Origin of the sequence: Actinocorallia sp. B10E7, assembly GCF_039871655.1 — a bacterium.
Lineage (GTDB): Bacteria > Actinomycetota > Actinomycetes > Streptosporangiales > Streptosporangiaceae > Actinocorallia.
Genome location: NZ_JBDPLZ010000003.1, coordinates 671,471 through 697,246, shown reverse-complemented (window position 1 = coordinate 697,246; position 25,776 = coordinate 671,471). Strand labels below are relative to the sequence as shown.

General features: G+C 68.6%; 23 protein-coding genes. 18 read left to right on the top strand and 5 right to left on the bottom strand.

Annotated features, from left to right (window positions below; translation table 11 throughout):
* The first annotated feature begins 64 nt into the window (after window positions 1-64).
* The 8 genes from ABGB12_RS13310 to ABGB12_RS13275 all read left to right on the top strand — a co-directional run bounded on the left by ABGB12_RS13310 (window position 65) and on the right by ABGB12_RS13275 (window position 9,286).
* Complete coding sequence (locus ABGB12_RS13310; protein WP_347677473.1) at window positions 65-1,078, top strand: ABC transporter permease; 1,014 nt, start codon at window positions 65-67, stop codon at window positions 1,076-1,078.
* Window positions 1,075-2,115, top strand: a complete 1,041-nt coding sequence (locus tag ABGB12_RS13305) for an ABC transporter ATP-binding protein (protein WP_347677471.1) — start codon at window positions 1,075-1,077, stop codon at window positions 2,113-2,115. Before ABGB12_RS13310 ends, ABGB12_RS13305 begins: the two co-directional genes overlap by 4 nt.
* A gap of 26 nt (window positions 2,116-2,141) precedes the next feature.
* Complete coding sequence (locus ABGB12_RS13300) at window positions 2,142-3,146, top strand: dipeptide ABC transporter ATP-binding protein (protein ID WP_347677727.1); 1,005 nt, start codon at window positions 2,142-2,144, stop codon at window positions 3,144-3,146.
* Window positions 3,147-3,230: 84 nt separating this feature from the next.
* Window positions 3,231-4,427, top strand: a complete 1,197-nt coding sequence (locus ABGB12_RS13295; RefSeq protein ID WP_347677469.1) for a sensor histidine kinase — start codon at window positions 3,231-3,233, stop codon at window positions 4,425-4,427.
* Window positions 4,424-5,110: a response regulator transcription factor gene (locus ABGB12_RS13290; RefSeq protein WP_347677467.1), complete on the top strand. Its 687-nt coding sequence runs from the start codon at window positions 4,424-4,426 to the stop codon at window positions 5,108-5,110. Before ABGB12_RS13295 ends, ABGB12_RS13290 begins: the two co-directional genes overlap by 4 nt.
* A 175-nt stretch (window positions 5,111-5,285) precedes the next feature.
* Window positions 5,286-6,065 carry an ABC transporter ATP-binding protein gene (locus tag ABGB12_RS13285; protein WP_347677465.1) on the top strand — a complete coding sequence of 260 codons (780 nt, stop codon included), beginning with the start codon at window positions 5,286-5,288 and terminating at the stop codon, window positions 6,063-6,065.
* Window positions 6,062-8,572: an FtsX-like permease family protein gene (locus tag ABGB12_RS13280; protein WP_347677463.1), complete on the top strand. Its 2,511-nt coding sequence runs from the start codon at window positions 6,062-6,064 to the stop codon at window positions 8,570-8,572. Before ABGB12_RS13285 ends, ABGB12_RS13280 begins: the two co-directional genes overlap by 4 nt.
* A gap of 141 nt (window positions 8,573-8,713) precedes the next feature.
* Entirely contained in the window at window positions 8,714-9,286 is a 573-nt protein-coding gene (locus ABGB12_RS13275; protein ID WP_347677461.1) for an HdeD family acid-resistance protein, read from the top strand.
* 58 nt (window positions 9,287-9,344) lie between these two features.
* Here ABGB12_RS13275 and ABGB12_RS13270 read toward each other — a convergent pair whose 3' ends face one another.
* From ABGB12_RS13270 to ABGB12_RS13255, 4 genes are all read right to left on the bottom strand, one after another.
* Window positions 9,345-9,935, bottom strand: coding sequence for an exonuclease (locus ABGB12_RS13270; protein ID WP_347677459.1), 591 nt, complete (start codon window positions 9,933-9,935; stop codon window positions 9,345-9,347).
* A 784-nt stretch (window positions 9,936-10,719) separates the two neighbouring features.
* Complete coding sequence (locus tag ABGB12_RS13265) at window positions 10,720-11,010, bottom strand: hypothetical protein (protein WP_347677458.1); 291 nt, start codon at window positions 11,008-11,010, stop codon at window positions 10,720-10,722.
* 489 nt (window positions 11,011-11,499) lie between these two features.
* Window positions 11,500-11,802: a hypothetical protein gene (locus ABGB12_RS13260; RefSeq protein ID WP_347677457.1), complete on the bottom strand. Its 303-nt coding sequence runs from the start codon at window positions 11,800-11,802 to the stop codon at window positions 11,500-11,502.
* A 385-nt stretch (window positions 11,803-12,187) separates the two neighbouring features.
* Window positions 12,188-13,066 carry a PD-(D/E)XK nuclease family protein gene (locus ABGB12_RS13255; protein WP_347677456.1) on the bottom strand — a complete coding sequence of 293 codons (879 nt, stop codon included), beginning with the start codon at window positions 13,064-13,066 and terminating at the stop codon, window positions 12,188-12,190.
* A 60-nt stretch (window positions 13,067-13,126) separates the two neighbouring features.
* Here ABGB12_RS13255 and ABGB12_RS13250 point away from each other — a divergent pair, with 60 nt between their 5' ends.
* From ABGB12_RS13250 to ABGB12_RS13205, 10 genes are all read left to right on the top strand, one after another.
* Window positions 13,127-14,248 carry a M50 family metallopeptidase gene (locus tag ABGB12_RS13250; RefSeq protein ID WP_347677455.1) on the top strand — a complete coding sequence of 374 codons (1,122 nt, stop codon included), beginning with the start codon at window positions 13,127-13,129 and terminating at the stop codon, window positions 14,246-14,248.
* A 50-nt stretch (window positions 14,249-14,298) separates the two neighbouring features.
* Window positions 14,299-15,267, top strand: a complete 969-nt coding sequence (locus ABGB12_RS13245; protein ID WP_347677454.1) for a tRNA (adenine-N1)-methyltransferase — start codon at window positions 14,299-14,301, stop codon at window positions 15,265-15,267.
* 203 nt (window positions 15,268-15,470) lie between these two features.
* On the top strand, window positions 15,471-17,231 hold the full coding sequence (arc, locus tag ABGB12_RS13240) for a proteasome ATPase (protein WP_347677453.1): 1,761 nt from the start codon (window positions 15,471-15,473) through the stop codon (window positions 17,229-17,231).
* A gap of 195 nt (window positions 17,232-17,426) precedes the next feature.
* Window positions 17,427-18,944, top strand: a complete 1,518-nt coding sequence (gene dop, locus ABGB12_RS13235) for a depupylase/deamidase Dop (RefSeq protein ID WP_347677451.1) — start codon at window positions 17,427-17,429, stop codon at window positions 18,942-18,944.
* Between the two features lie 318 nt (window positions 18,945-19,262).
* A complete protein-coding gene (locus ABGB12_RS13230) occupies window positions 19,263-19,472 on the top strand; it encodes a ubiquitin-like protein Pup (protein WP_347677449.1) in 210 nt (69 codons plus the stop codon).
* Between the two features lie 116 nt (window positions 19,473-19,588).
* Window positions 19,589-20,377, top strand: coding sequence for an endonuclease domain-containing protein (locus ABGB12_RS13225; RefSeq protein ID WP_347677447.1), 789 nt, complete (start codon window positions 19,589-19,591; stop codon window positions 20,375-20,377).
* 116 nt (window positions 20,378-20,493) lie between these two features.
* A complete protein-coding gene (prcB, locus tag ABGB12_RS13220) occupies window positions 20,494-21,336 on the top strand; it encodes a proteasome subunit beta (RefSeq protein ID WP_347677445.1) in 843 nt (280 codons plus the stop codon).
* A gap of 39 nt (window positions 21,337-21,375) precedes the next feature.
* Window positions 21,376-22,083 (top strand): proteasome subunit alpha, encoded by a 708-nt coding sequence (prcA, locus tag ABGB12_RS13215; protein ID WP_347677725.1) that lies wholly within the window; start codon window positions 21,376-21,378, stop codon window positions 22,081-22,083.
* A gap of 167 nt (window positions 22,084-22,250) precedes the next feature.
* The gene (gene pafA / locus ABGB12_RS13210; protein ID WP_347677443.1) at window positions 22,251-23,609 is read left to right on the top strand and encodes a Pup--protein ligase; all 1,359 of its coding nucleotides are present in this window, start codon (window positions 22,251-22,253) and stop codon (window positions 23,607-23,609) included.
* A gap of 204 nt (window positions 23,610-23,813) precedes the next feature.
* The gene (locus tag ABGB12_RS13205) at window positions 23,814-24,656 is read left to right on the top strand and encodes an FKBP-type peptidyl-prolyl cis-trans isomerase (protein WP_347677441.1); all 843 of its coding nucleotides are present in this window, start codon (window positions 23,814-23,816) and stop codon (window positions 24,654-24,656) included.
* A gap of 37 nt (window positions 24,657-24,693) precedes the next feature.
* On the opposite strand, the gene ABGB12_RS13200 is transcribed toward ABGB12_RS13205, so the two are convergent.
* On the bottom strand, window positions 24,694-25,770 hold the full coding sequence (locus tag ABGB12_RS13200) for a DUF3866 family protein (protein ID WP_347677439.1): 1,077 nt from the start codon (window positions 25,768-25,770) through the stop codon (window positions 24,694-24,696).
* Window positions 25,771-25,776: the final 6 nt, after the last annotated feature.

The following is a 25,776-nucleotide window of genomic DNA, read 5'->3' as shown; positions in this document are numbered from 1 at the left end:
AGGCCTAACGGAGCCGGGGTCCGCCCCTTCGGGGGCGGGCCCCGGCAGCCGGGTGCCGCCGCTCGTGTTCACTTTTCTCATCCGGCGCATGATCAGCGCCGTCGTCATGCTGCTCATCGTCAGCATGGTCACCTTCGGGATCTTCTTCCTCCTGCCCAAGATGGCCGGTCAGACCCCCGACCAGCAGGCCGCCGCCTACGCCGGCAAGGCCCCCACGAAGGAGGCGATCGCCGACATCAAGGAGAGGCTCGGCCTGGACGATCCGATCGCCGTGCAGTACGGCCGGTTCGTCAAGGGCGTCGTGGCGGGGCGGGAGTTCAACAACGGGCCGAGCGTGACGCACTGCCCCGCTCCCTGCCTGGGGTACTCGTTCCGCAACTCCGAGCCCGTCCTGCCCACCCTGCTCGACCGGGCGCCGGTGACGATCTCCCTGGCCGTCGGGGCCTCGGTCATCTGGCTGGTCCTCGGCGTCGGGATCGGGGTGCTGTCGGCCCTGCGGCGAGGCAGCGTGTTCGACCGGGTGGCGATGATGACGGCTCTGGCGGGTGTGTCGCTTCCCATTTATTTCACCGGCCTGGTGTCCCTGGCCGTGTTCGCCTACGGGCTCAAGCTCTGGCCCGACGGCGTGGCCTACAGGCCATTCCTGGAAAACCCCGTCGACTGGGCCTACAACCTCATCCTCCCCTGGGTGACGTTGGCGTTCTTGTACGCGGCTCTGTACGCGCGGTTGACGCGTGCGGGGATGCTGGAGACGTTGAACGAGGACTTCATCCGGACGGCCCGTGCGAAGGGGCTTCCGGAGAAGACGGTGATCGTCAAGCACGCGCTGCGCGCGTCCTTGACGCCGATCCTGACCATCTTCGGACTTGACCTGGGGCTGCTGCTGGGCGGCGCCGTCCTCACCGAGAGCACTTTCGGCTTCGCCGGCCTGGGCGCGCTGTCCATCGATTCGATCGAGTCGGGGGACCTGCCGATGGTGATGGGCGTGGTGCTGCTGGCCACCATCTTCATCGTGGTGGCGAGTTTCGTGGTGGACGTCCTCTACGCGGTGGTCGACCCGAGGGTGAGGATGGGATGAAGGAACAGTTGAATCCGCCGGGCTCGTTCCTCGAGGTCCGTGACCTGAGGATCCATTTCCCGACCGACGACGGCCTGGTGAAGTCCGTGGACGGGCTGAACTTCCGGCTCGAGCGCGGGCAGACGCTGGGGATCGTGGGGGAGTCGGGTTCGGGCAAGTCGGTGACGAGCCTGGGCATCCTGGGCCTGCACAACCGCCGCAACTGCCGCATCTCCGGGGAGATCTGGCTCGACGGCACCGAGATCGTGGGTTCCTCGCCCGAGAAGGTCCGCAGGCTGCGGGGCCGGAAGATGGCGATGATCTTTCAGGATCCGTTGTCGGCGATGCATCCGTTCTATTCGGTGGGTGCTCAGATTGTTGAGGCTTATCGGATTCATCATGATGTGTCGAAGAAGGTGGCGCGTAAGCACGCGGTGGATCTGCTGGGTCGGGTGGGGATTCCGACTCCGGCCAAGCGGGTGGATGATTATCCGCATCAGTTCTCGGGTGGTATGCGGCAGCGGGCGATGATCGCGATGGCGTTGTCGTGTGATCCGGAGTTGTTGATCGCCGATGAGCCGACGACGGCGTTGGATGTGACGGTGCAGGCGCAGATTCTGGATCTGTTGCGGGATCTGCAGGAGGAGTTCAATTCGGCGATCATCATGATCACCCACGACCTCGGCGTCGTCGCCGAGCTCGCCGACGACGTCCTGGTCATGTACGGCGGGCGCTGCGTGGAGCAGGCCTCCGTCGAATCCGCGTTCTACAACCCCGCCCACCCCTACACATGGGGTCTGCTGGGGTCGATGCCGCGGCTGGACCGGGACCGTTCGGAGCGGCTGATGCCGGTGAAGGGCACGCCTCCGTCGTTGATCAACCTGCCGTCGGGGTGCGCGTTCCACCCCCGGTGCGCCTACGCCGACCTCACCGGCGGGCGCAGCACCACCGAGGTGCCCGAGCTGACCGAGGTGTCGCCGGGACAACGGGCCGCATGCCATCTGCCGGTGGATCGCCGCCGGGAGATCTGGGAAGAAGAGATCAGGCCGAAGCTGTGAAGGTCGAATCCGTGGAAGCGGAGTCCATGAAGGCAGGGCGAGTGGAGAGCGGTACCCCGCTGCTGGAGGTCACCGACCTGCGTAAGCATTTTCCGGTGCACGCGGGTCTGCTGCGTCGTCAGGTGGCGGCGGTCAAGGCGGTCGACGGTGTGTCGTTCTCGGTGAACCGGGGTGAGACTCTGGGGCTGGTGGGGGAGTCGGGCTGCGGCAAGACGACCACGGGCCGGATGATCATGCGGTTGCTGGATCCGTCGTCCGGGAGCATCCGGTTCGAGGGTGAGGAGATCGCGGGTCTGTCGCAGCGGCGGATGCGTCCTTTGCGCCGCGACATCCAGATGATCTTCCAGGATCCGTACTCGTCTCTCAATCCCCGCAAGACCGTCGGTTCGATCGTGGGTGCCCCGTTCCATCTGCAGAGCATCGACACTCCGAACGGGGTGAAGAAGGCGGTGCAGGAGCTGCTCGAGCTGGTGGGGTTGAATCCGGAGCATTACAACCGGTATCCGCACGAGTTCTCGGGCGGTCAGCGTCAGCGGATCGGTATCGCGCGGACGTTGGCGTTGAAGCCGAAGTTGATCGTGGCGGATGAGCCGGTGTCGGCTCTGGACGTCTCGATCCAGGCGCAGGTCGTCAACCTCCTGGAGGACCTTCAGGACGAGCTCGGTCTCACGTACGTCGTCATTGCGCATGACCTGTCGGTGGTGCGGCACATCTCGGATCGGGTGGCGGTGATGTATCTGGGTCGGATCGTGGAGGTGGCCGATCAGGCGGACCTCTACACGCGGCCGATGCACCCCTACACGAACGCTCTGTTGTCGGCGGTGCCGATTCCGGATCCGAACGCGCGGCGGGAGCGGGAGCGGATCCGGTTGAAGGGTGATGTGCCCAGTCCGTTGAATCCGCCTCCGGGTTGCCATTTCCACACGCGGTGCTGGAAGGCGCAGGAGGTGTGCAGGACGGTGCAGCCTCCGTTGGAGGAGAAGCGTTCGGGCCAGCAGGTCGCCTGCCACTTCCCGGAGGAAGCCGTATAGGCGCCGGTCCTCATCCGTAAGGAGGGGACACAGATCCCCATCCGGGATGGGGCCCGGCCCGCCCGCAGACCCTACCTTGAGGGGGTGAGTTTCCGTATCCGTGACCTGAGGATCTGGCTGGGCGGCCACCCGCAGGTACCCGACGGCATCGTCGCCGCGCTGCTGGTCGTCCTCACCCTCGTCGACCTCGCGCAGGACACAGCCTTCCCCGGCCACACCTACACCCCGCACGACGCGGCCGGCTACACCGTCACCGTGCTGGTGATCGCGGTGCTGACGGTACGGCAGCGCTTCCCGATGAGCGTCCTGGCCGTGGTGCTGTGCGGGGAGGTGTTCCTGGCCGTCGGGAACTACCAGACGTCCGGCGACGTGTTCGCCTTCCTCATCGCCGTCTACACGGTGGCGGCGCACCTTCCCCTGGCCCGCAGCGCGCTGGCCGGGCTGGTCTCCCTGGCCGTGCTGGTCACGCTGATGATCGGAAGTGACGACGGCTTCTTCTCCCTCATCGCCGACCTCGGGCTGTTCGCCGGAGTGTGGTGGCTGGGCCGCAGCCTGCGGCTGCGCCGCTCCTACCTGGCCGAACTGGAGGACAGGGCGGCCCGGCTGGAGAAGGCCCGGTTCGCCGACGCGCGCACCGCCCGCGTCGAGGAGCGCTCCCGCATCGCCCGGGAACTGCACGACGTGGTCGCCCACCACGTGAGCGTGATGACCGTCCAGGCGGGGGCCGCCCGCCGCATCATGGAACGAGACCCCGCCAGCGCCAGGGAGGCGGTCGAGACCATCGAGCAGGTCGGCCGCACCACCCTGTCGGAGATGCGGCGGATCGTCGGAGTGCTGCGCACCGAAAGGGACCCGGCCGCGTCCGCCGCGGAACTCACCCCCCAGCCCGGCACCCAGGACCTCACCGGCCTCGTCGAGCAGATCCGCGAGACCGGGCTGGCCGTCCAGATGCGAGTCGACGGAGAACCGCGCGACCTGTCGACCGGCGTCGACCTGGCCGTCTACCGGCTGGTCCAGGAAGCCCTCACCAACTGCCTCAAACACGCCGGGCCGCACGCCCGCGCCTGGGTCCACCTGAAGTACTCCGACCGGGCCCTCACCCTGGAGGTCGCCGACGACGGGCGCGGCGCGAGCGAGGCGACCTGCGCCGACCCCGGCCCCGGACACGGACTGGTCGGCATGCGCGAACGCGTCGCCCTCTATGGTGGCGAGTTGCGGATAGGCCCCCGCGCCGGCGGCGGGTTCGAGGTCCGCGCCCGATTCCCCCTGGAGGTCAAGTGAGCACGGCGGCGGTACGAGTCCTGCTGGTCGACGACCAGCCGCTGCTGAGGACCGGTTTCCGGCTGATCCTGGAGAGCGAGCCCGACCTGGCCATCGTCGGCGAGGCCGGGGACGGCGCCGCCGCCGTCGAGGCCACCCGCAGCCTGCTGCCCGACGTGGTGCTCATGGACATCCGGATGCCCGGAGTCGACGGGATCGAGGCCACCCGAAGAATCGTGCGGGACCGGGCCGCCGCCCACGACCCCAGGGTCCTCATCCTCACCACCTTCGACCTGGACGAGTACGTCATCGAGGCGGTGCGGGCGGGCGCCAGCGGCTTCCTCCTCAAAGACGCCCCGCCCGAGGACCTGGTGAACGCCATCCGCATCGTCGCGGACGGGGACGCGATCGTCGCGCCGAGCGTGACCCGCCGCCTCCTGGACCGCTTCGCCTCCCGGCTGCCCGCGCTGCGCGAGGAGGGCCCCCCGCCGGGCCTGGACCACCTCACCGACCGGGAACGGGAGGTCCTCGGCCAGGTGGCGCGAGGCCTGTCGAACGCCGAGATCGCCAGGGAACTGGTGGTGTCGGAGACGACCATCAAGACCCACGTCGGCAACGTCCTGGCGAAGCTGGGGCTGCGCGACCGGGTGCAGGCCGTCGTCTACGCCTACGAGACCGGGGTGATCCGGCCGGGGGGCCACTAAGGGGACAACCCCGGGAAACCCCTACTCCGGAGGGATGAGCACCCTCTCACCCCTCCTGCGGCGGAGGGAGCCGCAAGTCCCTTCCCGCGGCCGATCCGCCGCAAACCCGAGATCCCTAGGGTTGGGGTCAGTCCTTGCGATCAGCCGATCGCCGACCCCCCGAGGGAGCAGACCCGTGTCGCATTCCGTTCCGAACCCCGCGCCGCCCCTGGGCGAACTCGCCGCCCGCGTCGAGCGGGTCACCAAGTCCTACGGGACCGGTGACGCCGAGGTGAGGGCGCTCGACGACGTGACCGTGGGCATCCCCAAGGGCCGGTTCACCGCCGTCATGGGCCCCTCCGGCTCCGGGAAGTCCACCCTGATGCACTGCATGGCCGGGCTCGACACGGTCACCTCCGGCCAGGTATTCGTCGGCGACGTCGAACTGACCCGGCTGGACGACAAGCGGCTCACCCGGCTGCGCCGCGACCGCGTCGGCTTCGTCTTCCAGGCGTTCAACCTCGTGCCGACCCTGACCGCGCTGGAGAACATCACCCTCCCGATGGACATCGCCGGCCGCCGACCCGACCAGGCGTGGCTGGAGACCGTCATCGACACCGTCGGGCTGCGGCCCCGCCTCAAACACCGGCCGTCGGAGCTGTCGGGCGGCCAGCAGCAGCGCGTGGCGTGCGCCCGCGCCCTGGCCTCGAAACCCGAGATCATCTTCGCCGACGAGCCGACCGGCAACCTCGACTCCCGCTCCGGCGCGGAGGTCCTGTCGTTCCTGCGCTCCTCGGTGCGGGAGATGGGCCAGACCATCGTCATGGTCACCCACGACCCGGGCGCCGCCGCCTACGCCGACGAGGTCGTCTTCCTGCAGGACGGCCGGATCGTCGACACCATGGCCGACCCGACCGCCGAGAAGGTGTTGGAGCGCATGAAGGGCTTCGACCTGCCGAAGGCCGTGGCCAAATGATGCTCAAGGTCACGCTCCGCAACCTGGCGGCGCACAAGCTCCGACTGGTCCTGACCGCCCTGTCGGTGATCCTGGGCGTGGCGTTCGTCGCCGGCACCCTGATCTTCACCGACACGATGAACAAGACCTTCGACGAGATCTTCGACGACGGAGGCCGCCAGACCGTGGTCGTCCGGGGCGAGACCGTCCTGGAGGAGAACGGCGACGAGACCGCCGCCACCGAGATCACCGTCCCGCAGGAACTCCTACCGGCCCTGCGGAAGATCCCCGGGGCCGCCGACGCCCGCGGCTCCGTCCAGGGCTACACGGCCGTCATCGGCAAGGACGGCAAGCTCATCGGCGGCGGAGGCCCCCCGCAGTTCGGCCTGAACTGGGTCGACGGCAACCGGGACCAGCCGCTGCTGGAAGGCCGCGCCCCCGCCGGGGACGGCGAGATCGTCCTGGACCGCAACACCGCGGAGAAAGCCGGGTTCAAGGTCGGCGACCGGATCAAGGTGGCCGTCGCCGGCTCCGTCAAGGACGTCGCGGTCACCGGCCTGACCGAGGGCGAGAACGCCGGCGTCACCCTGGTGTTCTGGGACGCCCCCACCGCGCAGAAACTGCTCCTGAAGCCCGGCGCGTTCTCCACCGTCACCCTGGAGGTCGCCCCGGGCGGCACAGAGAAAGAGCTGGCCGAACGGGTCGCCGCGACCCTTCCCGAGGACCTCGAGGCCGTCACCGGCACGCAGATGATCGAGGAGAGCCGGAGCGACATCGACAGCTTCCTGAACTTCCTGCGCGGCGCCCTGCTGGCCTTCGCCCTCGTGTCGATCATCGTCGGCTCGTTCAACATCTTCAACACCTTCTCGATGCTGGTCGGCCAGCGCACCAGGGAACTGGCCCTGCTGCGCGCCGTCGGCGCCTCCCGCCGCCAGGTCGTCCTCGCGGTGCTGGGCGAGGCCGCCGCCGTCGGCGCCGTGGGCGCCACCCTGGGCCTGGGGCTGGGCGCGGGCCTGGCGGCCCTGCTCAAAGTGGTCTTCCAGGCCCAGGGGCTGGAGCTGTCCAGCGGGCTGGTCTTCACCGCCACCCCGGTGATCTTCGCCTACCTCGTCGGCATCCTCGTCACCTGCGTCGCCGCTTTCTTCCCCGCCCTCCGCGCGTCCAAGATCCCCCCGGTGGCGGCCATGCGCGACGACGTCGCCCTGCCACAGCGCGGACTGCGCGTCAGGGCGATCATCGGCAGCGTCCTCGCCCTGATCGGCGTGGTGCTCCTGGGCCTGGGTCTGGCCGGGACCGGAGAGACCGCGCAGACCCTGTCCCTGCTGGGCGCCGGGGTACTGCTGGTGTGGCTGGCCGCGGCGGTGCTCGCCGCGGTGATCGGCAGCCCGGCGGTGAAGGCACTGGCGGGCTGGTACCCCAGGGCGTTCGGCGTCACCGGCCGGATGGCGCGGGAGAACCCCCGGCGCAACCCGCGCCGCACCGGGGTCACCGCGGTCGCGCTGATGATCGGCCTGTCGCTGGTGACCACCGTCAACGTGTTCAGCTCCTCCCTCAGGGCGAGCGCCGACCAGATGGTCGACGAGCAGTTCGGCGCCGACTACACCGTCGCCGCCACCGGCCAGGGCCTGGGCCCGGACGTGGTGGAGGCGGTCCGCCGGACGCCCGGGGTCCTCAGCGCCGTCGAGGTCGGCACCGGCCGGTTCCAGTTGGACGGCAAGAGCACCGGGTACGCCGCCGGCGAGCCCGCGGCGCTGCTCAAGGCGACCAACGCCCGGCTGGTCGCCGGAGACGCGAACGTCGGCTCCGACGGCATGCTCCTGGGCGAGGAACTCGCCGAGAAGGAGGGCCGCAAGGTCGGCGACACCGTCAAGGCGACGTTCCCCGACGGCAAGACCCAGACCCTGCGGATCACCGGCCTCTACACCGACAACGACCTACTGGGCCCGAGAGTGCTGGCCCCGGAGGCCTGGAAGGCGCACACCGCCCAGGCCCTGCCGTTCCTGATGGCGCTGGACACCGAGAAGACCGACACCGCGACGCGCAAGGCGCTGGACGGCGCCCTCAAGCCCTACCCGGGCGTCCAACTCCAGGACCAGAACGACCTGAAGAAGGAGATCCAGTCGGAGGTCGACGGCTTCGTTCTCTTCTTCACCCTGATGCTCGCCCTCTCGGTGATCATCGCGGTGTTCGGCGTGATCAACACGATCATCCTGTCGGTCACCGAACGCACCAGGGAACTGGGCCTGCTGCGGGCCGTCGGCCTCAGCCGCGGCCAGCTGCGGGGCATGGTCTGCCTGGAGTCGGTCGCCATCGCCCTGTTCGGCGGGCTGCTGGGCATCGGCTTGGGCGTCGCCTTCGGCGTCGCGATCCAGCACAGCATGAGCGAGGAGATCGGCGTGCTGTCCATCCCGGTCGTGTTCCTGGCCGGCTGCACGCTCTTCTCCGTCCTGGTCGGCCTTCTGGCCTCGCTGTGGCCGGCCTGGCGGGCGGGCCGCATGGACGTCCTCGAGGCCATCGCCACCCAGTGACCCACCCCTCTGGACGGGCCCCCCGGCAGCGCCGCAGGGGGGCCCGTCCCCTTTGGAAGGAAATTGACCGCCGCGCGGATTGGCTTGAGCGGGAACGCGGGAGGCTCCGACACAGGAACATCCCACCGGCGGGAGACGGCGATGCTCGAAGAAATGACCCGTAACTGGTGGATGCTGGCGCTGCGCGGCGGCCTGGCCATCCTGTTCGGCGTACTCGCCTGGGCCTGGCCCGGCATCACCGCCCTCGCCCTGGCCCTGCTGTTCGGCGCCTACGCCCTCGTCGACGGAGCCGTCGCACTCTTCCACGCCCTCAAAGGCGGCGTCCGCGGCCAGTCACGCGCCTGGCTGGCCCTGTCCGGAGCCTGCGGGATCGTGGTGGGGATCCTCGCCCTGTTCTGGCCCGCCGCGACGGTCTTCGCGCTGATCCTGCTGATCGGGATCTGGGCCATCGCCACCGGCGTCACCGAGATCGTCGCCGCGATCTGGATGCGCCGCCAGATCGCGGGGGAGGGATGGCACATCCTCAGCGGCGGCCTCTCGGTGCTCTTCGGCCTGGCGCTGCTGGCCTGGCCCGGAACCGGAGGCCTCGCCCTGATCTGGCTCATCGGCGTGTTCTCCATCGCCTTCGGCATCGCACTCGTCGTCGCGGCATTCAGGCTGCGCTCCCTGCGCCAACGCATCGGCTCACCCAGGCCGGGCACCCACGCCATCTGAAAGAAGGCCCCATCCCCGGGCCCTCCGCCCCGCGCGGAGGGCTTCCGGCCGCCGGGGCTCAGGCCCGCCCGTCCCACACCATCAGATTCTGCAGCAACTCGGCCTGCTCCACGGCGTCGTCCAGCGCATGATGACTGTGCGGACGGCTCGACAACAGCCGGCGCGGCATCTTCCCCTTCACCGCGTCCCGCACCCGGACCCCGGCGCGCGCCGCGTACAGCGTCTTCAGATCGAGCGCCCGCGAATGCCCGAAAGGCGACCCGCCCTCGGCGAAACGCACGAAGTACCAGTACATCCACATCCAGTCGAAGCCCAAGGGGTAAGCGGCGAAAACCGGGAACGCCCTCGCCCCGGCCGCCCGCTCCCGCACCCACCGCGCCGCCTCGGTCATCGCCTCCGCCGGCTCGGCGCCCTCCGCCAGCAGCGCGTCCCGGTCCAGGCCGGAGACCGCCAGGGCCTCCGGCACGAACGACTCGCTGATCGGCTTCAGCTCCGCGTAGAAGGTGTGCTCCAGCGGATCATGCGGAGTGAACACCGAGCCGTCGAAACTCCCCGCCACCGACAACCCGAAACTCACCATCGAATACGGGCCGGGAACAGGGCCGTCGGCCTCCACATCACAGGAGAAATAAAGATCGCTGGAACCCATGCGGGCACCGTAACCGGGCCCCGGCCGCACCGCACCTGATTCAGGCGCAGGACACTAGGCCTGGCTCAAAGTCGGTGTTCGATCGGGACAGGTGATGGTCGGCCGGGCCGGAGCCGCCGTGGCTTTGCGGGGCGACGACGAGAACTTTGGTTACTCTCCGCGTTCTATCGATTGCTCGTGGCAGGATGTGGGTCGTGAAGATGACCTCCGCCTCTGGCACCGGGCCTTCGGGTGCGCCCGCCGTCCCTGGAAGTGGTGGTGTGCGCCGCACGCGGGGCGCGAACAAGGCTGCGGCGTGGCGGTGGGACGGCCCGGTGTCGGTGATCCGCCTGCCGCTGGTGGTGGACGAGCAGGCCGCGGCGCGTGTGGAGTCTCTGTTCTGGGCGATGTTCTGCCTCAAGCGGGCGGTGCAGCGCGACGCCCGTTCCCGGACGGAGGCGTTCTGGGCGGGTCGACACCGTCGGGAGGCGGATACGGCGGCCTGGCGGCGTGCGGTGGGCCTGACCCGCCCGGCGTTGGAGCGGGCGGCATATCGGCATCTGGACGCCTCGGGCTGGCTGCGCCACCACGCCACCAAGGCGTTGGCGCTGCATCAGGCCGACGAGGTGTGGGCGGGGGTGGAGCGGCACCTGTTCCCCGACTCCTCAGGAAAGAGGGCCGGGCGTCCCCGGGCGGGCTCGTGGTGGGAGTACACGCGCATCCCCGGCCGGGCGCGCTCGCACACGACTGCCCGTAAGTGGGAGACGTTCCGGCTGCACGGCAGCCTGCAGGGCCATCTGGACGCCTACCGCCACCCCGCCCTGCCTTCGGAGGTGACGTCTCCCGAGCAGGCGGCCCGGCTGGAGCCGGGCGCGCGGGTGCTGGCCCAGCCCCGGCGCATGCCCGCGCCCCGGCCTGCGGCCGGTCGCGGGGGCAAGGGGTTGTGGTGGGAGCATGAGGGGCCGTTGGCGGTGGTGTTCACCGGCGGCCCCGATGACAAGCGCGGGGAGATCGTGCTGCCGGTGCGGCTGCCCCAGGGCGCGGGCCGGTGGCGGCGGCTGTGCCACTTCCTGGGCAGGCCCGAGTCCTGGCACAAGATCGACCTGGTGCGCAGGCCGCATCCGTCCGCGCCCGGCGGGTGGGTGTACGAGGCGCACCTGATGGTCTTGGACGGCGGCTACACCTCCCCGGCCACGGACCAGCGCCGCCAGCGGACGGCTTCTCTGGAGCGGATTGGCGGGGTGGACCTCAACGTCGGAAATCTGTCCGTCGTCTTCCTGCCCGCCATGCTGGAGCCCGGTGACGGGCGGGTGCTGGCCGACCAGATCACCCTCACCGACCTGGAGCGCGCCGCCGTGCAGCGCCAGCGGCGCACCGCCCGCCGACGCGCCCGGGCGCTGGAGCGCTCCCGGCGCGCCAACAACCAGGCCCGCTACGAACTCTCCCACCGCCAGCGCAGACGGCAACAGCGCAGGCAGGCCGCCGGACTACCCGAACGGCACGTCGACCTGCCCAAGGGACCACGCCTGGCCGACGCGGCGGGCCGCCCCCTGACCGCCTACCGCAAAGACCGGACCACCGGCGCCTACCGGGCACTGCGCACCCGCACCCGCGCGGAGCAGGCCGGACGCACCGAGGCCAAACACGCCCGCGCGAGGCGGGTGGCGGAGCGGATCACCGCCGCCCACGGGGTGCGGCTGACCGTCGAGGACGGCCATCTGGGTGCGTGGTTCCGGCTGTGGGGGCGGGCGTGCGCGGTGTTCACCCCCGGCATGTTGAAGGCGGCGCTGGCCGCCGAATGCGCCGCAGTCGGCGGGCGACTGAGGCGGGCGGCCACGTTCACCACCGCGCTGTCCCAGCACTGCCTGTGCGGCCGGAGAACGCCCAAGACCCTCGCCGACCGGGTGCACTGCTGCCCTTCCTGCGGGCTGGCCGCGGACCGGGACCTGGTCTCGGCCGCGCTCGGCGCGTTCGTGGTCTGGACCGATCCGGCCGACCCCAAGACCGCGTCTGTCGATTTCGATGCTTCCCGGCACGCGTTGGGCGTGTTCGGGCCGGGGCTGCAAGGAGTCCTGGCCGAGTCAACCGCCACCCGTCCCCGTCCCGCCCGAACAGGCGGCGGGAGGCGAGGCGGCAGCCGCCTCTACAGGGAGGCCTCTGCTCGGCCGCATCCGGAACGCCAGAGGCGCCGACCCCGGACCGGGACCCTCCACGGGTCCCACCGGGCAGACGCCACCGGGCACCGGACTGTTTCAGCAACTTTGAAACAGGCCTTAGAGGTCCACCGACACGTCCCTGGTCGCCGGGACGACCTCCGGCTCGCCGGCCTCCACCGGGCCCCGCGGCAGCGGCGGCGGCGTACCCCCGAACTCCGGGCAGCGCACCTGGTGGTCGCACCAGTCGCACAACCGTCCCGGACGGGGCCGCCAGTCCCCGGAATCCATCGCCCGCCGGATCGCCTGCCACAAGGCCTCCACCTTGCGCTCGGTCGCCCGAAGATCCGCCTCATCCGGGACATACCGCAGTACCTCGCCATTGCCGAGATACATCAACTGCAGCAGACTCGGCACCCGCCCCCGCAACCGCCACAACACCAGCGCGTAGAACTTCATCTGGAACAACGCCCTGGCCTCGAAATCCGCACGCGGAGCCGAACCCGTTTTGTAGTCGACGATCCGCAGCTCACCCGCGGGCGCCACATCCACCCGGTCGATGTACCCGCGCAGCTTCAACCCCGACGACAGCACCGTCTCCACGAACAGCTCGCGGTCGGCGGGCTCCAGCCGCCGCGGATCCTCCAACGTGAAATACCGCTCCAGCATCGTGTGCGCCTGTGCCAGCCACTCCTCCCGATCGCCGTCTTCGGCGTCCTCGAACAGGCAAGCCAGCTCGGGCTCCTCGGCCAGCAGCCGCTCCCACTGCGGATCCAGCAGCCCCCGCGCCGTCTCCGGCGTCCGCTGCGCGGCCGGAAGATCGAACAACCGCTCCAGCACGGCGTGCACCAGCGTCCCGCGCACCGCCGCCGGACTCGGCCGCTCCGGAATACGATCGATCACCCGAAAGCGATACAACAACGGACAGGTCATGAAATCCCCCGCGCGCGAGGGGGACAGCGAACCGATCACTGAGATCCCGGTACCGGTGGAGGTCATGTCCAGAGACTAGGGGACCGGTCGGACGAAAACGCTCCCAGCCTGGTTAGCATCATTGACGTGTACCAAGAGCGAGAAGACCAGAGCCCGCCCGGCCTGACACTGGGCACCGTGGCGGGAGTACCGGTGTACGTGGCCCGCAGCTGGTTCCTGATCGCGCTCTTCATCACCCTGGCCTTCCTCCCCGCGGCCAAGGCCGTCGCCCCCCAACCCGCCGCGACCCTCGTCTCCTTCTCCTTCGCGGTCTTCCTCTACCTGTCGGTCTTCCTCCACGAACTCGGGCACGCCATCACCGCCCGGGCCTTCGGACTGCCCGTCCGCGCGATCGTCCTCCACCTCCTGGGCGGCGTCACCCACCTCGAACGCGAAGCCACCAGACCCGGCGCCTCCTTCCTCATCGCCGCCGCCGGGCCCCTGCTGTCCCTGGCCCTGGCCGCCGCCGGCCTGGCCGCGGGCGTCCTCATCGACCTGCCACCCGTCCCCGAGCTGCTGCTGCGCGCCCTCACCCTCACCAACTTCACCGTCGGAGTGTTCAACCTCCTGCCCGGACTGCCGCTGGACGGCGGCTTCCTGCTCCGCGCCGCGGTCTGGAAACTCACCGGCAAGGACCGCACCGGCACGATCGCCGCCGCCTACGCCGGACGGCTCCTGGCCCTGGTCGTCCTGGCCGGAGGCGTCTTCATCTCCACCCGCAGCACCGGCGTCGAGTGGATCTCCCTCATCTGGGCCGCGTTCCTCTCCGCCTTCATGTGGATCGCCGCCACCCAGTCCATCCGCAACGAACGCATACGCGACCGCATCCCCCTCCTGCAGGCCCGCCGCCTGGGCCGCAGAGCCGTCGCCGTCACCGCCGCCACCCCCCTCGCCCAGGCACTGGAGAGCGCACGCGCCGCCCAGGCCGGCGCCATGGTCGTCGTCGACCACGACGGGCGGCCCACCGGCCTGGTCAGCGAACGGGCGGTCAAAGCCGTACCCGAGCACCGCCGCCCCTGGGTGAGCGCGGGCGAGGTCTCCCGCACCCTCTCCGGCGCCACCACCCTCCCCGCCGACCTGTCGGGCACCGACCTCATCGTCGCCATCCGGGACTCCGGCGCCACCGAGCACCTGCTCGTCGAACCCGGCGGCGAGATCTACGGAGTGCTGTCCACCCGCGACCTCGACCGGGTCCTGGCCCAGACCTGAGCCCGTCCCGTCCCGGCCCGGAGGCACCCCGGCGCCGCTAGGCTGGACGGATGACCGCCAGCACCACACCTGCTCCCCGCACGCCCCACGGCATCCTCAGGGACGGCGACCAGGTGCAACTGACCGACCCCAAGGGCAGGATCAACACCCTGACCCTGCAGACCGGCAAGCAGTGGCACGGCCACAAGGGCTGGATCAGCCACGACGAGATCATCGGCAGGCCCGAAGGCATCGTCGTACGGTCCACCGGAGGCATCGACTACCTCGTCTTCCGGCCCCTGCTGCAGGACTTCGCCGTGCGCATGCCGCGCGGCGCCGCCGTCGTCTACCCCAAGGACGCCGGCCAGATCGTCGCCATGGCCGACATCTTCCCCGGCGCCCGCGTCGTGGAGGCCGGAGCGGGCTCCGGCGCGCTCTCCTGCTTCCTGCTGCGCGCCGTCGGCGAGCACGGCACCGTCTCCTCCTACGAACGGCGCGAGGACTTCGCCGAGGTGGCGCGCAAGAACGTCGAGAAGTTCTTCGGCGGCCCCCACCCGTCCTGGAAGCTGACCATCGGCTCCCTCGAGGACGCCATCACCGAGACCGACGTCGACCGCGTCGTGCTGGACATGCTGGCCCCCTGGGAGTGCCTGGACGCCGTCGCCAAGGCCCTGGTGCCCGGCGGCCTGGTGTGCGCCTACATCGCCACCACCACCCAGATGTCGCGGGTCGTCGAGGGACTGCGCGAGCACGGCTGCTTCGCCGAGCCGTACGCCTTCGAGACGCTGGTGCGCTCCTGGCACGTGGAAGGGCTGGCGGTGCGCCCCGACCACCGGATGGTCGGCCACACCGGATTCCTGGTGACCGCGCGCCGGCTCGCCGACGGCGTCACCCCGCCGCTGCGCCGCCGCCGCCCGGCCAAGGGCGCCTACCCCGAAAGCGGTTCAACGGAACTCACCCGGGGTAATGACAACGGTTTCCCCGACACTTCACGAGACGTTACGGGAGAAGAATCCGGTTTTGGTTCGCCTCCGGCGTAACGGATCAGAGCTCCGGCCGACACGCCGTGTTTTTTCTGTTTCAGTGACGTTTCTTTTTACGTCGGAAGCGGCTCCGACCTGGGGAAACCACGCTCGGTAACCGGGCGGCAGCGATAAGGAAACGCAATAGTCAGGTTACGGAACCCCGCCAGATAGGTAGGGTCAGAGTAGGTCGTCGGCTCTTCGTGAGGAGGTGACGGGGCGTGGCCGCTCGTGATGACGCCGCGGGGCGAAAGGCGCATGACAAGGAGGTTCGTGACCTCCAGACGCAGCTCTCTTTCCTGGAGGAAGAGATCTCCGTCCTGCGTCGGAAGCTCGCGGAATCCCCCCGCCAGACGCGGGTGCTCGAGGAGCGCCTGCACGAGGCACAGGCGAATCTGGCAGCTGTGACAGGCCAGAACGAGCGACTGGTGTCCACACTCAGAGAGGCACGAGAGCAGATCATCGCTCTCAAGGAAGAGGTCGACCGGCTGGCGCAGCCGCCGTCCGGCTACGGCATCTTCCTGAACTCTCGTGAGGATGGCACCGTCGACATCTTCACCGGGGGCCGCAAGCTCCGGGTGAACGTCAGCCCGGCGGTGGAGATCGACGATCTCCAGCCCGGACAGGAGGTCATGCTCAACGAGGCCCTCAACGTGGTCGAGGCCCTCGAGTTCGAGCAGCAGGGCGAAGTGGTGGCCCTCAAGGAGGTGTTCGCCGACGGCGAACGCGCCCTGGTGGTCGCCCACGCCGACGAGGAACGTGTGGTCAAGCTGGCCGAACCGCTGCGCGGCATGACGCTGCGTGCCGGCGACTCGCTCATGCTCGACACCAGGTCCGGCTACGTCTACGAGAAGATCCAGAAGGCCGAGGTCGAAGAACTCGTCCTGGAAGAGGTCCCCGACATCGCCTACGAGGAGATCGGTGGACTGGGCCCGCAGATCGAGCAGATCCGCGACGCCGTCGAACTGCCCTACCTGCACGCCGAGCTCTTCCGCGAGCACAAGCTCCGCCCGCCCAAGGGCGTGCTGCTCTACGGCCCGCCCGGCTGCGGCAAGACCCTCATCGCCAAGGCCGTCGCCAACAGCCTGGCCAAGAAGGTCGCCGAGAAGACCGGCCAGGAGGGCAGGTCCTTCTTCCTCAACATCAAGGGACCCGAGCTTCTCAACAAGTACGTCGGCGAGACCGAGCGGCACATCCGCCTGGTCTTCCAGCGCGCCCGCGAGAAGGCCTCGGCCGGCACCCCGGTCATCGTCTTCTTCGACGAGATGGACTCGATCTTCCGCACCCGCGGCTCCGGCGTCTCCTCGGACGTGGAGAACACGATCGTGCCCCAGCTGCTGTCGGAGATCGACGGCGTCGAAGGCCTGGAGAACGTCATCGTCATCGGCGCCTCCAACCGCGAGGACATGATCGACCCGGCGATCCTGCGGCCCGGCCGCCTGGACGTCAAGATCAAGATCGAGCGGCCCGACGCCGAGGCGGCCAAGGACATCTTCTCCAAGTACCTCATCCCCGACCTGCCGCTGCACCCCGACGACCTCAAGGAGCACGGCGCCGACCCGATCCAGACGGTCGACGCCATGATCCAGCGGACCGTCGAGCGCATGTACACCGAGACCGAGGAGAACCGCTTCCTCGAGGTGACCTACGCCAACGGCGACAAGGAAGTCCTCTACTTCAAGGACTTCAACTCCGGCGCGATGATCCAGAACATCGTCGACCGGGCCAAGAAGATGGCGATCAAGCAGTTCCTCGACACCGGCCAGAAGGGCCTGCGGGTCCAGCACCTCCTCGACGCCTGCGTCGACGAGTTCTCCGAGAACGAGGACCTGCCCAACACCACCAACCCGGATGACTGGGCCCGGATCTCCGGCAAGAAGGGCGAGCGGATCGTCTACATCCGCACGCTCGTCTCCGGGACCAAGGGCGCCGACGCCGGCCGCTCCATCGACACCGTCGCCAACACCGGTCAGTACCTGTAAAACCCGAAAAAGCGGTAAAAGCCAGAGAAAACCACATAGACCACGCAAGCGTGGTCAAACAACTCCATATCGCTGGTGAGCGGCGGGCACCCACGGTGCCCGCCGCTCACCCCGTTCACACACCCGCAACCTGAACCGGCCAAGAACCCGGCGCCGATCACCGAGCCGGGCCACTTGAGCACTAGGCTCAAAGGCATGAGCGTTCGGCGGGTCATGGGAATAGAGACCGAGTACGGCATCTCCGTACCGGGGCAGCCCGGGGCCAACGCGATGGTGACCTCCAGCCAGGTCGTCAACGCGTACCTCGCGGCATCGGCGGCGCGGGCCAGAAAAGCCCGCTGGGACTTCGAAGAAGAAAACCCCCTGCGCGACGCGCGCGGATTCGACCTCGCCAGAGAAGTGGCCGACCCCACCCAGCTCACCGACGAGGACCTCGGCCTGGCCAACGTCATCCTCACCAACGGCGCGCGCCTCTACGTCGACCACGCCCACCCCGAGTACTCGGCCCCCGAGGTCACCAACCCCTTCGACTGCGTGCTCTGGGACAAGGCAGGCGAACGCGTCATGGCCGACGCCGCCCGGCGAGCCGCCCTCGTCCCCGGCACCCACCCCATCCAGCTCTACAAGAACAACACCGACGGCAAGGGCGCCTCCTACGGCTGCCATGAGAACTACCTCATGCAACGCCAGACCCCCTTCTCCGACATCGTCAAACACCTCACCCCCTTCTTCGTCACCCGCCAGGTCGTCTGCGGAGCCGGCCGCGTCGGCATCGGCGCCGACGGCCGCGGCCAGGGCTTCCAACTCAGCCAGCGAGCCGACTTCTTCGAAGTCGAAGTGGGCCTCGAGACCACCCTCAAACGCCCCATCATCAACACCCGCGACGAACCCCACGCCGACCCCGAGAAATACCGGCGCCTCCACGTCATCATCGGAGACGCCAACATGAGCGAGATCTCCACCTACCTCAAGGCCGGCACCACCGCACTCGTCCTCGCCATGATCGAAGACGGCTTCCTCACCGCCGACCGCTCCATCGAGGCCCCCGTGGCCTCCCTGCGCGCGATCTCCCACGACCCCACCTGCAAACACCAGATCACCCTCCGCGACGGCCGCAAGATGACCGCCGTGCAACTGCAGATGGAATACCTCGAACAGGCGCGCAAATACGTCGAGGACAAATACGGCGCCGACACCGACGACATGACCAAGGACGTCCTCGACCGCTGGGAATCCGTCCTCACCCGCCTCGGCGACGACCCCATGCAGCTCTCCCGCGAACTCGACTGGGTCGCCAAACTCGAACTCCTCGAGGGCTACCGCAGCCGCGACGGCCTCGACTGGTCCCACGCCCGCCTGCACCTCGTCGACCTGCAGTACTCCGACATCCGCCCCGACCGAGGCCTCTACAACCGCCTCGTCGCCCGCGGCCGCATGGAACGCATCCTCACCGAGGAACAGGTCACCGACGCCATCGAGAACCCGCCCGAGGACACCCGCGCCTACTTCCGCGGCCGCTGCCTCGCCCAGTACGCCGACAGCGTCGCCGCCGCCAGCTGGGACTCCGTCATCTTCGACGTCCCCGGCCGCGACTCCCTCCAGCGCGTCCCCACCCTGGAACCCCTGCGCGGCACCAAGAGCCACGTGGGCGCCCTCCTGGACCGCTGCCGCACAGCGGCCGACCTCGTCGCCGTCCTCGCCGGAGAGGGCTGACCAGCCCCTTCCCCACCCCGCCCCACCCTCAGGGCCCCGTACCACCCGTACGGGGCCCTGAGCCGTCCCCAGCCCTTCCGGAGCGGCTTTCGTAGGGGCCCGCTTCTCCCGAGCCGGACCACCGGAGGAGGCCGTTGAGGCTCCATCGGCCTCATGGTTTATTTGCCCGTTTCGAAGACCCCGTGAGAGGCGATAACCGTAACGACCCTCCGGGCCACTCCGCTGAGGGCGGAAACACGCGCTCTCCGTCGCGTGACGGCCGCGGGTAGGGTCGGCGTAACGCGACGGCGTAACGCGGCACGTACGGGAGGAGCCCCAATGGCCACCAAGGACACCGGCGGACAGAAGCAGACCACCCGCCAGACCGAAGAGGTCGAAGAGACCACCACCGCAGCCTCTTCCGAAGTTCAGGAGCGCCAGGAGAAGCTCTCGGACGACGTAGACGCAATTCTCGATGAGATTGATGAGGTCCTCGAGGAGAATGCCGAGGACTTTATACGTTCCTATGTTCAAAAAGGTGGAGAATAGGGTAAAAGTCCGATTTAATTCGGATATTATCGCTATCTCCTTAATCTCTGGGGCTCGCACGGGGAAATCTTTCGAATCCCTGTGCGAGCCTTGAGCTTTGATTTATGCTTCCGGGCATGAGTGAATGGGAAGCGCGCATCAAGCGCTGTCCAGGGTGTGATCTGGACAAGCCGCTCTGTGATTTCAGCGTCGATCTGAGTCAACGGGATAAGCTCTCGCGCCGGTGTAGGTCGTGCACCAATGCGGCGGCGCGCGCCCGTCGTGAGAAGCGCCTGGCGGCGTGGGGCAGGGAGATCCAGAAGCCGGTCTCGCCAGAAGAGGTCATCGCCAATGGGAAAAAATGTCCGGACTGCGGTGAGGTTAAGGCGTCGGACGAATTCGGACGTAACAAGGGATATCCCGACGGGCATGGTTTTTACTGCAAGCCCTGTACGCGGGTTCGGGCGAAGCGGACCTATCGGGAGCGGGTCGAACGCCAGGGACGGAAGATCAGAGAGCGCGTCGCGGTGCAACCGGGGTTCAAGTGGTGCCCTTCTTGCAAGCAAGCCGTACTGCTTGAGAAGTGGGACAAGAATCGGCAGACGAAGGACGGTCTGGCGTCGGAGTGCAAAGCGTGCCGGAAGGAGCGGGGCGCCCGCGACCACCTGAAGCGCTCGTACGGGCTGACGCCCGAGGACGTGCGGAAGATGTTCGAGTTCCAGGACGGGCTGTGCGCGATCTGCTGTGAGAGGCCCGCCGAGCACGTCGACCATGATCATGAGACGGGCGAGGTGCGGGAGTTGCTGTGCTTCAACTGCAACACGTTGCTCGGGAAGGCCGACGACGACTGGAGGCGGCTGCAGCGGGCCCAGTCCTACCTCCTGTGGCACAAGTTGGGTCACATTCCGGTTGCGGAAGGGGTCTGACGGGTGCAAGTGGTTCGCCGTGAGCGGACTCGGGGAAGATCTCGCGACATGCGCAGCGCGGTCAAATGTCAGTAGGGTCAAGGCAGGTTCTACCGGCGTGCTGGGGAAGGAGTCGCATGGCGTCCGTGCCGATGAGCGGTGGTCTTCCGGGGGTCTTCATGAACTCGGGAACGTCGTCTTTCGCTGACTTTCTGGGGGCCTACCGGCCTGAGATGCTCCCCGGGAGCCGGGTGGTGCAGGGGGGTGCTGAGCGGTTGAACATCCCGCACGCGACGACGATCGTGGCGGTGACGTTCCCGGGCGGCGTGATCATGGCGGGTGACCGCCGGGCGACGGCGGGCAATGTGATCGCTCAGCGGGACATCGAGAAGGTGTTCCCCGCGGACGAGTACTCCGCGGTGGCGATCGCGGGGACCGCCGGGATCGGCCTGGAGATGACCAGGTTGTTCCAGGTGGAGCTGGAGCATTACGAGAAGATGGAAGGGCGGCTGCTGTCGCTGGAGGGCAAGGCGAACCGGCTGGCGACGCTGATCCGGGGCAACCTGGGGATGGCGATGCAGGGTCTGGTGGTGGTGCCGCTGTTCGCGGGTTACGACCTGGAGCGGGGCGTGGGGCGGATCTTCTCGTATGACGCGGCGGGCGGCCGGTACGAGGAGCACGAGTACCACTCGATCGGGTCGGGTTCGGTGTTCGCGAAGGGCGCGCTGAAGAAGTTGTGGCGGCCGGACCTGTCGCGTGAGGACGCGGCGCTGGTGTGTGTGCAGGCGTTGTACGACGCGGCGGACGACGACTCGGCCACGGGTGGTCCGGACCTGACGCGGGGAATCTTCCCGGTGCTGGCGGAGATCACCGATGAGGGGTACCGGCGGGTGCCGGACGGTGACGTGGGCGGGCTGGCGCGGGCCGTGGTGGAGGCCCGGCATGACGCGCCGGGCGGTCCGAACGCCCCGTTGCGGTAGCGGTTCCGGTAATCCCCCAAGGAGGTCGAAAAGATGACGATGCCTTTCTACGTCGCGCCAGAACAGCAGATGAAGGACCGCGCGGACTACGCGCGGAAGGGGATCGCGCGGGGCCGTTCGGTGGTGGTCCTGCAGTATGACGACGGGATCCTGTTCGTGGCGGACAACCCCTCGAGGGCGTTGCACAAGATCTCGGAGATCTATGACCGGATCGCTTTCGCCGCGGTCGGGAAGTACAACGAGTTCGAGCAGCTGCGTCTGGCGGGTGTGCGCTACGCGGATGTGAACGGTTACATGTACGACCGTTCGGATGTGACGGCGCGGGGTCTGGCGAACGCGTACGCGCAGAGCCTGGGTGCGATCTTCACGGAGCAGACGAAGCCGTATGAGGTGGAGCTGGTCGTCGCCGAGGTGGGTGATGACGCGGACAGTGATCAGATCTACCGGTTGACGTTCGACGGTTCGGTCGCGGACGAGCACGGGTTCGTGGCGATGGGTGGTGCGGCGGACGCGGTGGCGACGGCTCTGAAGGAGCGTTACCGGGACGGGGAGAGCCTGGCGGAGGCGATGCAGATCGCGGTGTACGCGCTGCAGCAGCAGGACGCCGAGCGGGTTCTGGAGGCGGAGAAGCTGGAGGTGGCGGTGTTGGACCGCAACCGGGAGCGTCGTCTGTTCCGGCGGTTGCCGGCTTCGCGGATCGATGAGTTGCTGGCGTCGTCGCGCGGGGGTGCTTCGGCGGAGGGCTGAGAGGTCGGTCACCCGGGGTCGTCCGGGGCGGGTTTTTCCGTCCGGGCGGCCCCGTCGCGTATTTTCGTGGCGGTATTCGAGGGTTTCGTGGGGGATTTGCGGGGCGTCCGTGAGAATGGGGGCGTCGGGCACTGCCATTCGGGGCTCCGGGCGCATAGGGTCGAAGTGTGGACAGGCGCATTTTCGGGCTCGAGAACGAGTACGGGGTCACCTGCACCTTCCGCGGGCAGCGGCGGTTGTCACCTGATGAGGTGGCGCGTTATCTGTTCCGCCGGGTGGTGTCGTGGGGCCGGAGCAGCAACGTGTTCCTGCGGAACGGGGCGCGGCTCTATCTGGACGTCGGCAGTCATCCTGAGTATGCGACGCCTGAGTGCGACAGCGTGATCGATCTGGTCACGCACGACAAGGCGGGTGAACGGATCCTGGAGGGTCTTCTGGTGGACGCCGAGCGGCGTCTGCGGGAGGAGGGCATCGCCGGGGACATCTATCTGTTCAAGAACAACACCGATTCGGCGGGGAACTCCTACGGCTGTCATGAGAACTATCTCGTGGGGCGGCATGGGGAATTCGGCCGACTGGCGGATGTGCTCATTCCGTATCTGGTGACGCGGCAGATCATCTGTGGGGCCGGGAAGGTGCTGCAGACGCCGAGGGGCGCGGTGTACTGCGTTTCGCAGCGGGCGGAGCACATCTGGGAGGGGGTGTCGAGTGCGACGACGCGGTCGCGTCCGATCATCAACACGCGGGATGAGCCGCATGCCGATGCGGAGCGGTTCCGCCGGCTGCATGTGATCGTGGGCGACAGCAACATGTCGGAGACGACGATGTTGCTGAAGGTCGGGGCGACCGATCTGGTGCTGCGCATGATCGAGGCCGGGGTGGTGATGCGGGATCTGACGTTGGAGAACCCGATCAGGGCGATCCGTGAGGTGTCGCATGACATGACGGGTCGTCGGAAGGTGCGGCTGGCCAACGGCAGGGAGGCGTCTTCGCTGGAGATCCAGCGGGAGTACTTCTCCAAGGCGAAGGACTTCATGGATCGGCGGGGTCCGGATCCGACGGTGCAGCGGGTGCTGGAGCTGTGGGATCGCACGTTGACGGCGGTGGAGACCGGTGATCTGGATCTGGTGTCCCGGGAGATCGACTGGGTGACCAAGTACCAGCTGATCGAGCGGTATCGGCGCAAGTACGATCTGCCGTTGTCGAGTCCGAGGGTGGCGCAGCTGGATCTGGCCTATCACGATGTGCACCGCAACCGCGGGTTGTACTACCTGCTGGAGAAGCGGGGTGCGGTGGAGCGGGTCACGAAGGATCTGGCGATCTTCGAGGCGAAGTCGGTGCCGCCGCAGACGACCCGGGCGCGGTTGCGCGGGGAGTTCATCAAGAAGGCTCAGGAGAAGCGCCGTGACTTCACGGTGGACTGGGTGCATCTGAAGCTCAACGATCAGGCGCAGCGGACGGTGCTGTGCAAGGACCCGTTCCGTTCGGTGGACGAGCGTGTCGACAAGTTGATCGCGGGGATGTAGGGACTGGACGGGCTGTCTATTTTTACCTGCCTGTAACCCTCGTGTGGAGATTTACGGGCCGGTAGGGTTACAGCCCGTCCTTGTCTCTGTGACCTGAGGTATCCGTTGATGCGTCGTTTTGCCAGGTTGCTGGCTGTGCCTCTGCTGCTGGCCGTGTCGTTGAGTGCTTGCGGGGGAGATGGGCCCGCTGAGCCTGATGTGGCGGTGGACGGGGAGTTCGGGCGGTTGCCCGAGGTGAAGTTCCCCAAGGGGGAGGCCCCGTCGGGCGAGTTCGAGTTGGACACGCCGATCGAGGGTTCGGGCCGGAAGGTGGCGCAGGGCGATCTGGTGGTCGCGGACTACGTCGGCTACACCTGGTCGCCCGAGGGCACTTCGACTCTGATCGGCAGTAGCTATCAGGGCGGTGTGCCTTCTTCCTTCCCGACTTGGAACCTGGTGCCGGGCCTGAAGAAGGCGCTGGTGGGCGCGAAGGTCGGTTCCCGGGTGGTCGCGGTGATCCCGCCGGTGGACGGCTATGGGGACAAGGGGGCGGCGCGGCTGCAGATCAGCGGTGAGGATTCGCTGGTCTATGTGCTGGACGTGGTCGCGGCGCATCCCAAGGGCGACGCGGTGGAGCCGGGTTCCGGTTTCCAGGAGCAGGGCCTGCCGGAGGTGTCGGCGGGTGCGGTGCCGACGGTGAAGGTGCCGCAGGGCGCCGCGCCCAAGGAGTTGACCGTCAAGACTTTGAAGCAGGGCGCCGGTGCGGAGGTGAAGACCGGCCGGCTGGTGGCGATCCAGTACGTGGGCGCGTTGTGGCGGGACGGCAAGGTCTTCTCCTCGTCCTGGTCGGACGGGAAGGTGTACGCCACGGTGATCGGGCAGGGCCTGGTCATCAAGGGCTGGGACGAGGCGCTGGTGGGTCAGAAGGCGGGTAGCCGCCTGCTGGTGGTGGCGCCGCCGGACAAGGCGTACGGGGCGAAGGACCTGAAGGTCAAGGGCCTGCCGAAGTACGGCATCAAGGCCGACGACACCCTGGTCTATGTGATCGACGTTCTCGGCACCTACTGAGCGCGGTCCGGGCGGACCGGTGGTCCGCCCGGCCGGTTCACAGGAGCGAGGCGGTGTGGCGTCCGGCGGCGGCGCAGGCGAGGAAGTACTCCAGGTCGCCGTCGAGCCGTCTGCCCATGGTGGACATCCGCACGCCCCAGGTCTTCTCGTCGGCGCGCAGGGCGTCCTCAAGGCCGTCGACGGGGATGTGGACGAGGTCGTGCCGCGCGCCGAGGGGTTCGGCCTGCGCGGTGACCTTGGCGCCGAACTCGCCGGGCAGCCGGGGTACGGGCACGTCGGCGCGGGCCAGGGCGACGCGTCCGTAGGCGGTGAGGCTGTGGTGGGAGATCCCCTGGTGGCGTTCGCGGGCGTCGCCGGAGCTGACCCGCAGTGAGGCGACGGGTCTTCCGCCGAGCACGGCGGTGGCGTTGACGGCCTCCCCGGCGGAGACCCCGGAGAAGCCCCAGCGGGTGCCGGTGCCGAGGTTGCCGGGTCCTTGGGCGAGGATGACGACGTCGGCGTCGAGGACGAGGCGGGCGGCCAGCAGCCCGGTGTGGACGGTGACGGTCTCCAGGTCGCCGCCGAAGGCCTGCCCGACGGTGACGCAGGCGGCCAGGACCCCGGCCTCCTTGAGCTGGGCGATGGACATGGAGAACCAGGACGGCAGCGCTCCGCCGTCGGGCATGACGTAGACGACGCGGGTGCCGGGCCTCTCCAGCAGCAGCCCCGACAGCAGGGCGGGGAGCGCGGAGTGCAGGTCGGCGACGAGGACGGGGGTTCCGTCCAGGGAGTCGGCCTCGGCCAGCAGGTCGTGGTGGGGGGAGTCCTGCTCGTCGGCGCCCAGGACGGTGGCCTGCAGGGGGGTGTAGCGGGCCTTGACGAGGTGGCCGGGGCCCGTGGGGTCGGGCGGGAGCCGGTCGGGTACGGCGACGACCATGGCGTAGCCGCCGGTGCCCAGTCCCATCGCCAGGGCGGTGGTGTTGAGCAGGACGGTGTCGCCGGGCTCGGGTCTGCCCACGAGGGCGGGGTAGGCCAGGGCCCTGGCGGGCTCCCCGTCGACCGTCACCCGGAGTTCGACCGCTCCGGGCCATTCCCGCCGGATCTCTTCCACTCTGCCTTTGCGCCATCGGATCACGCTGTA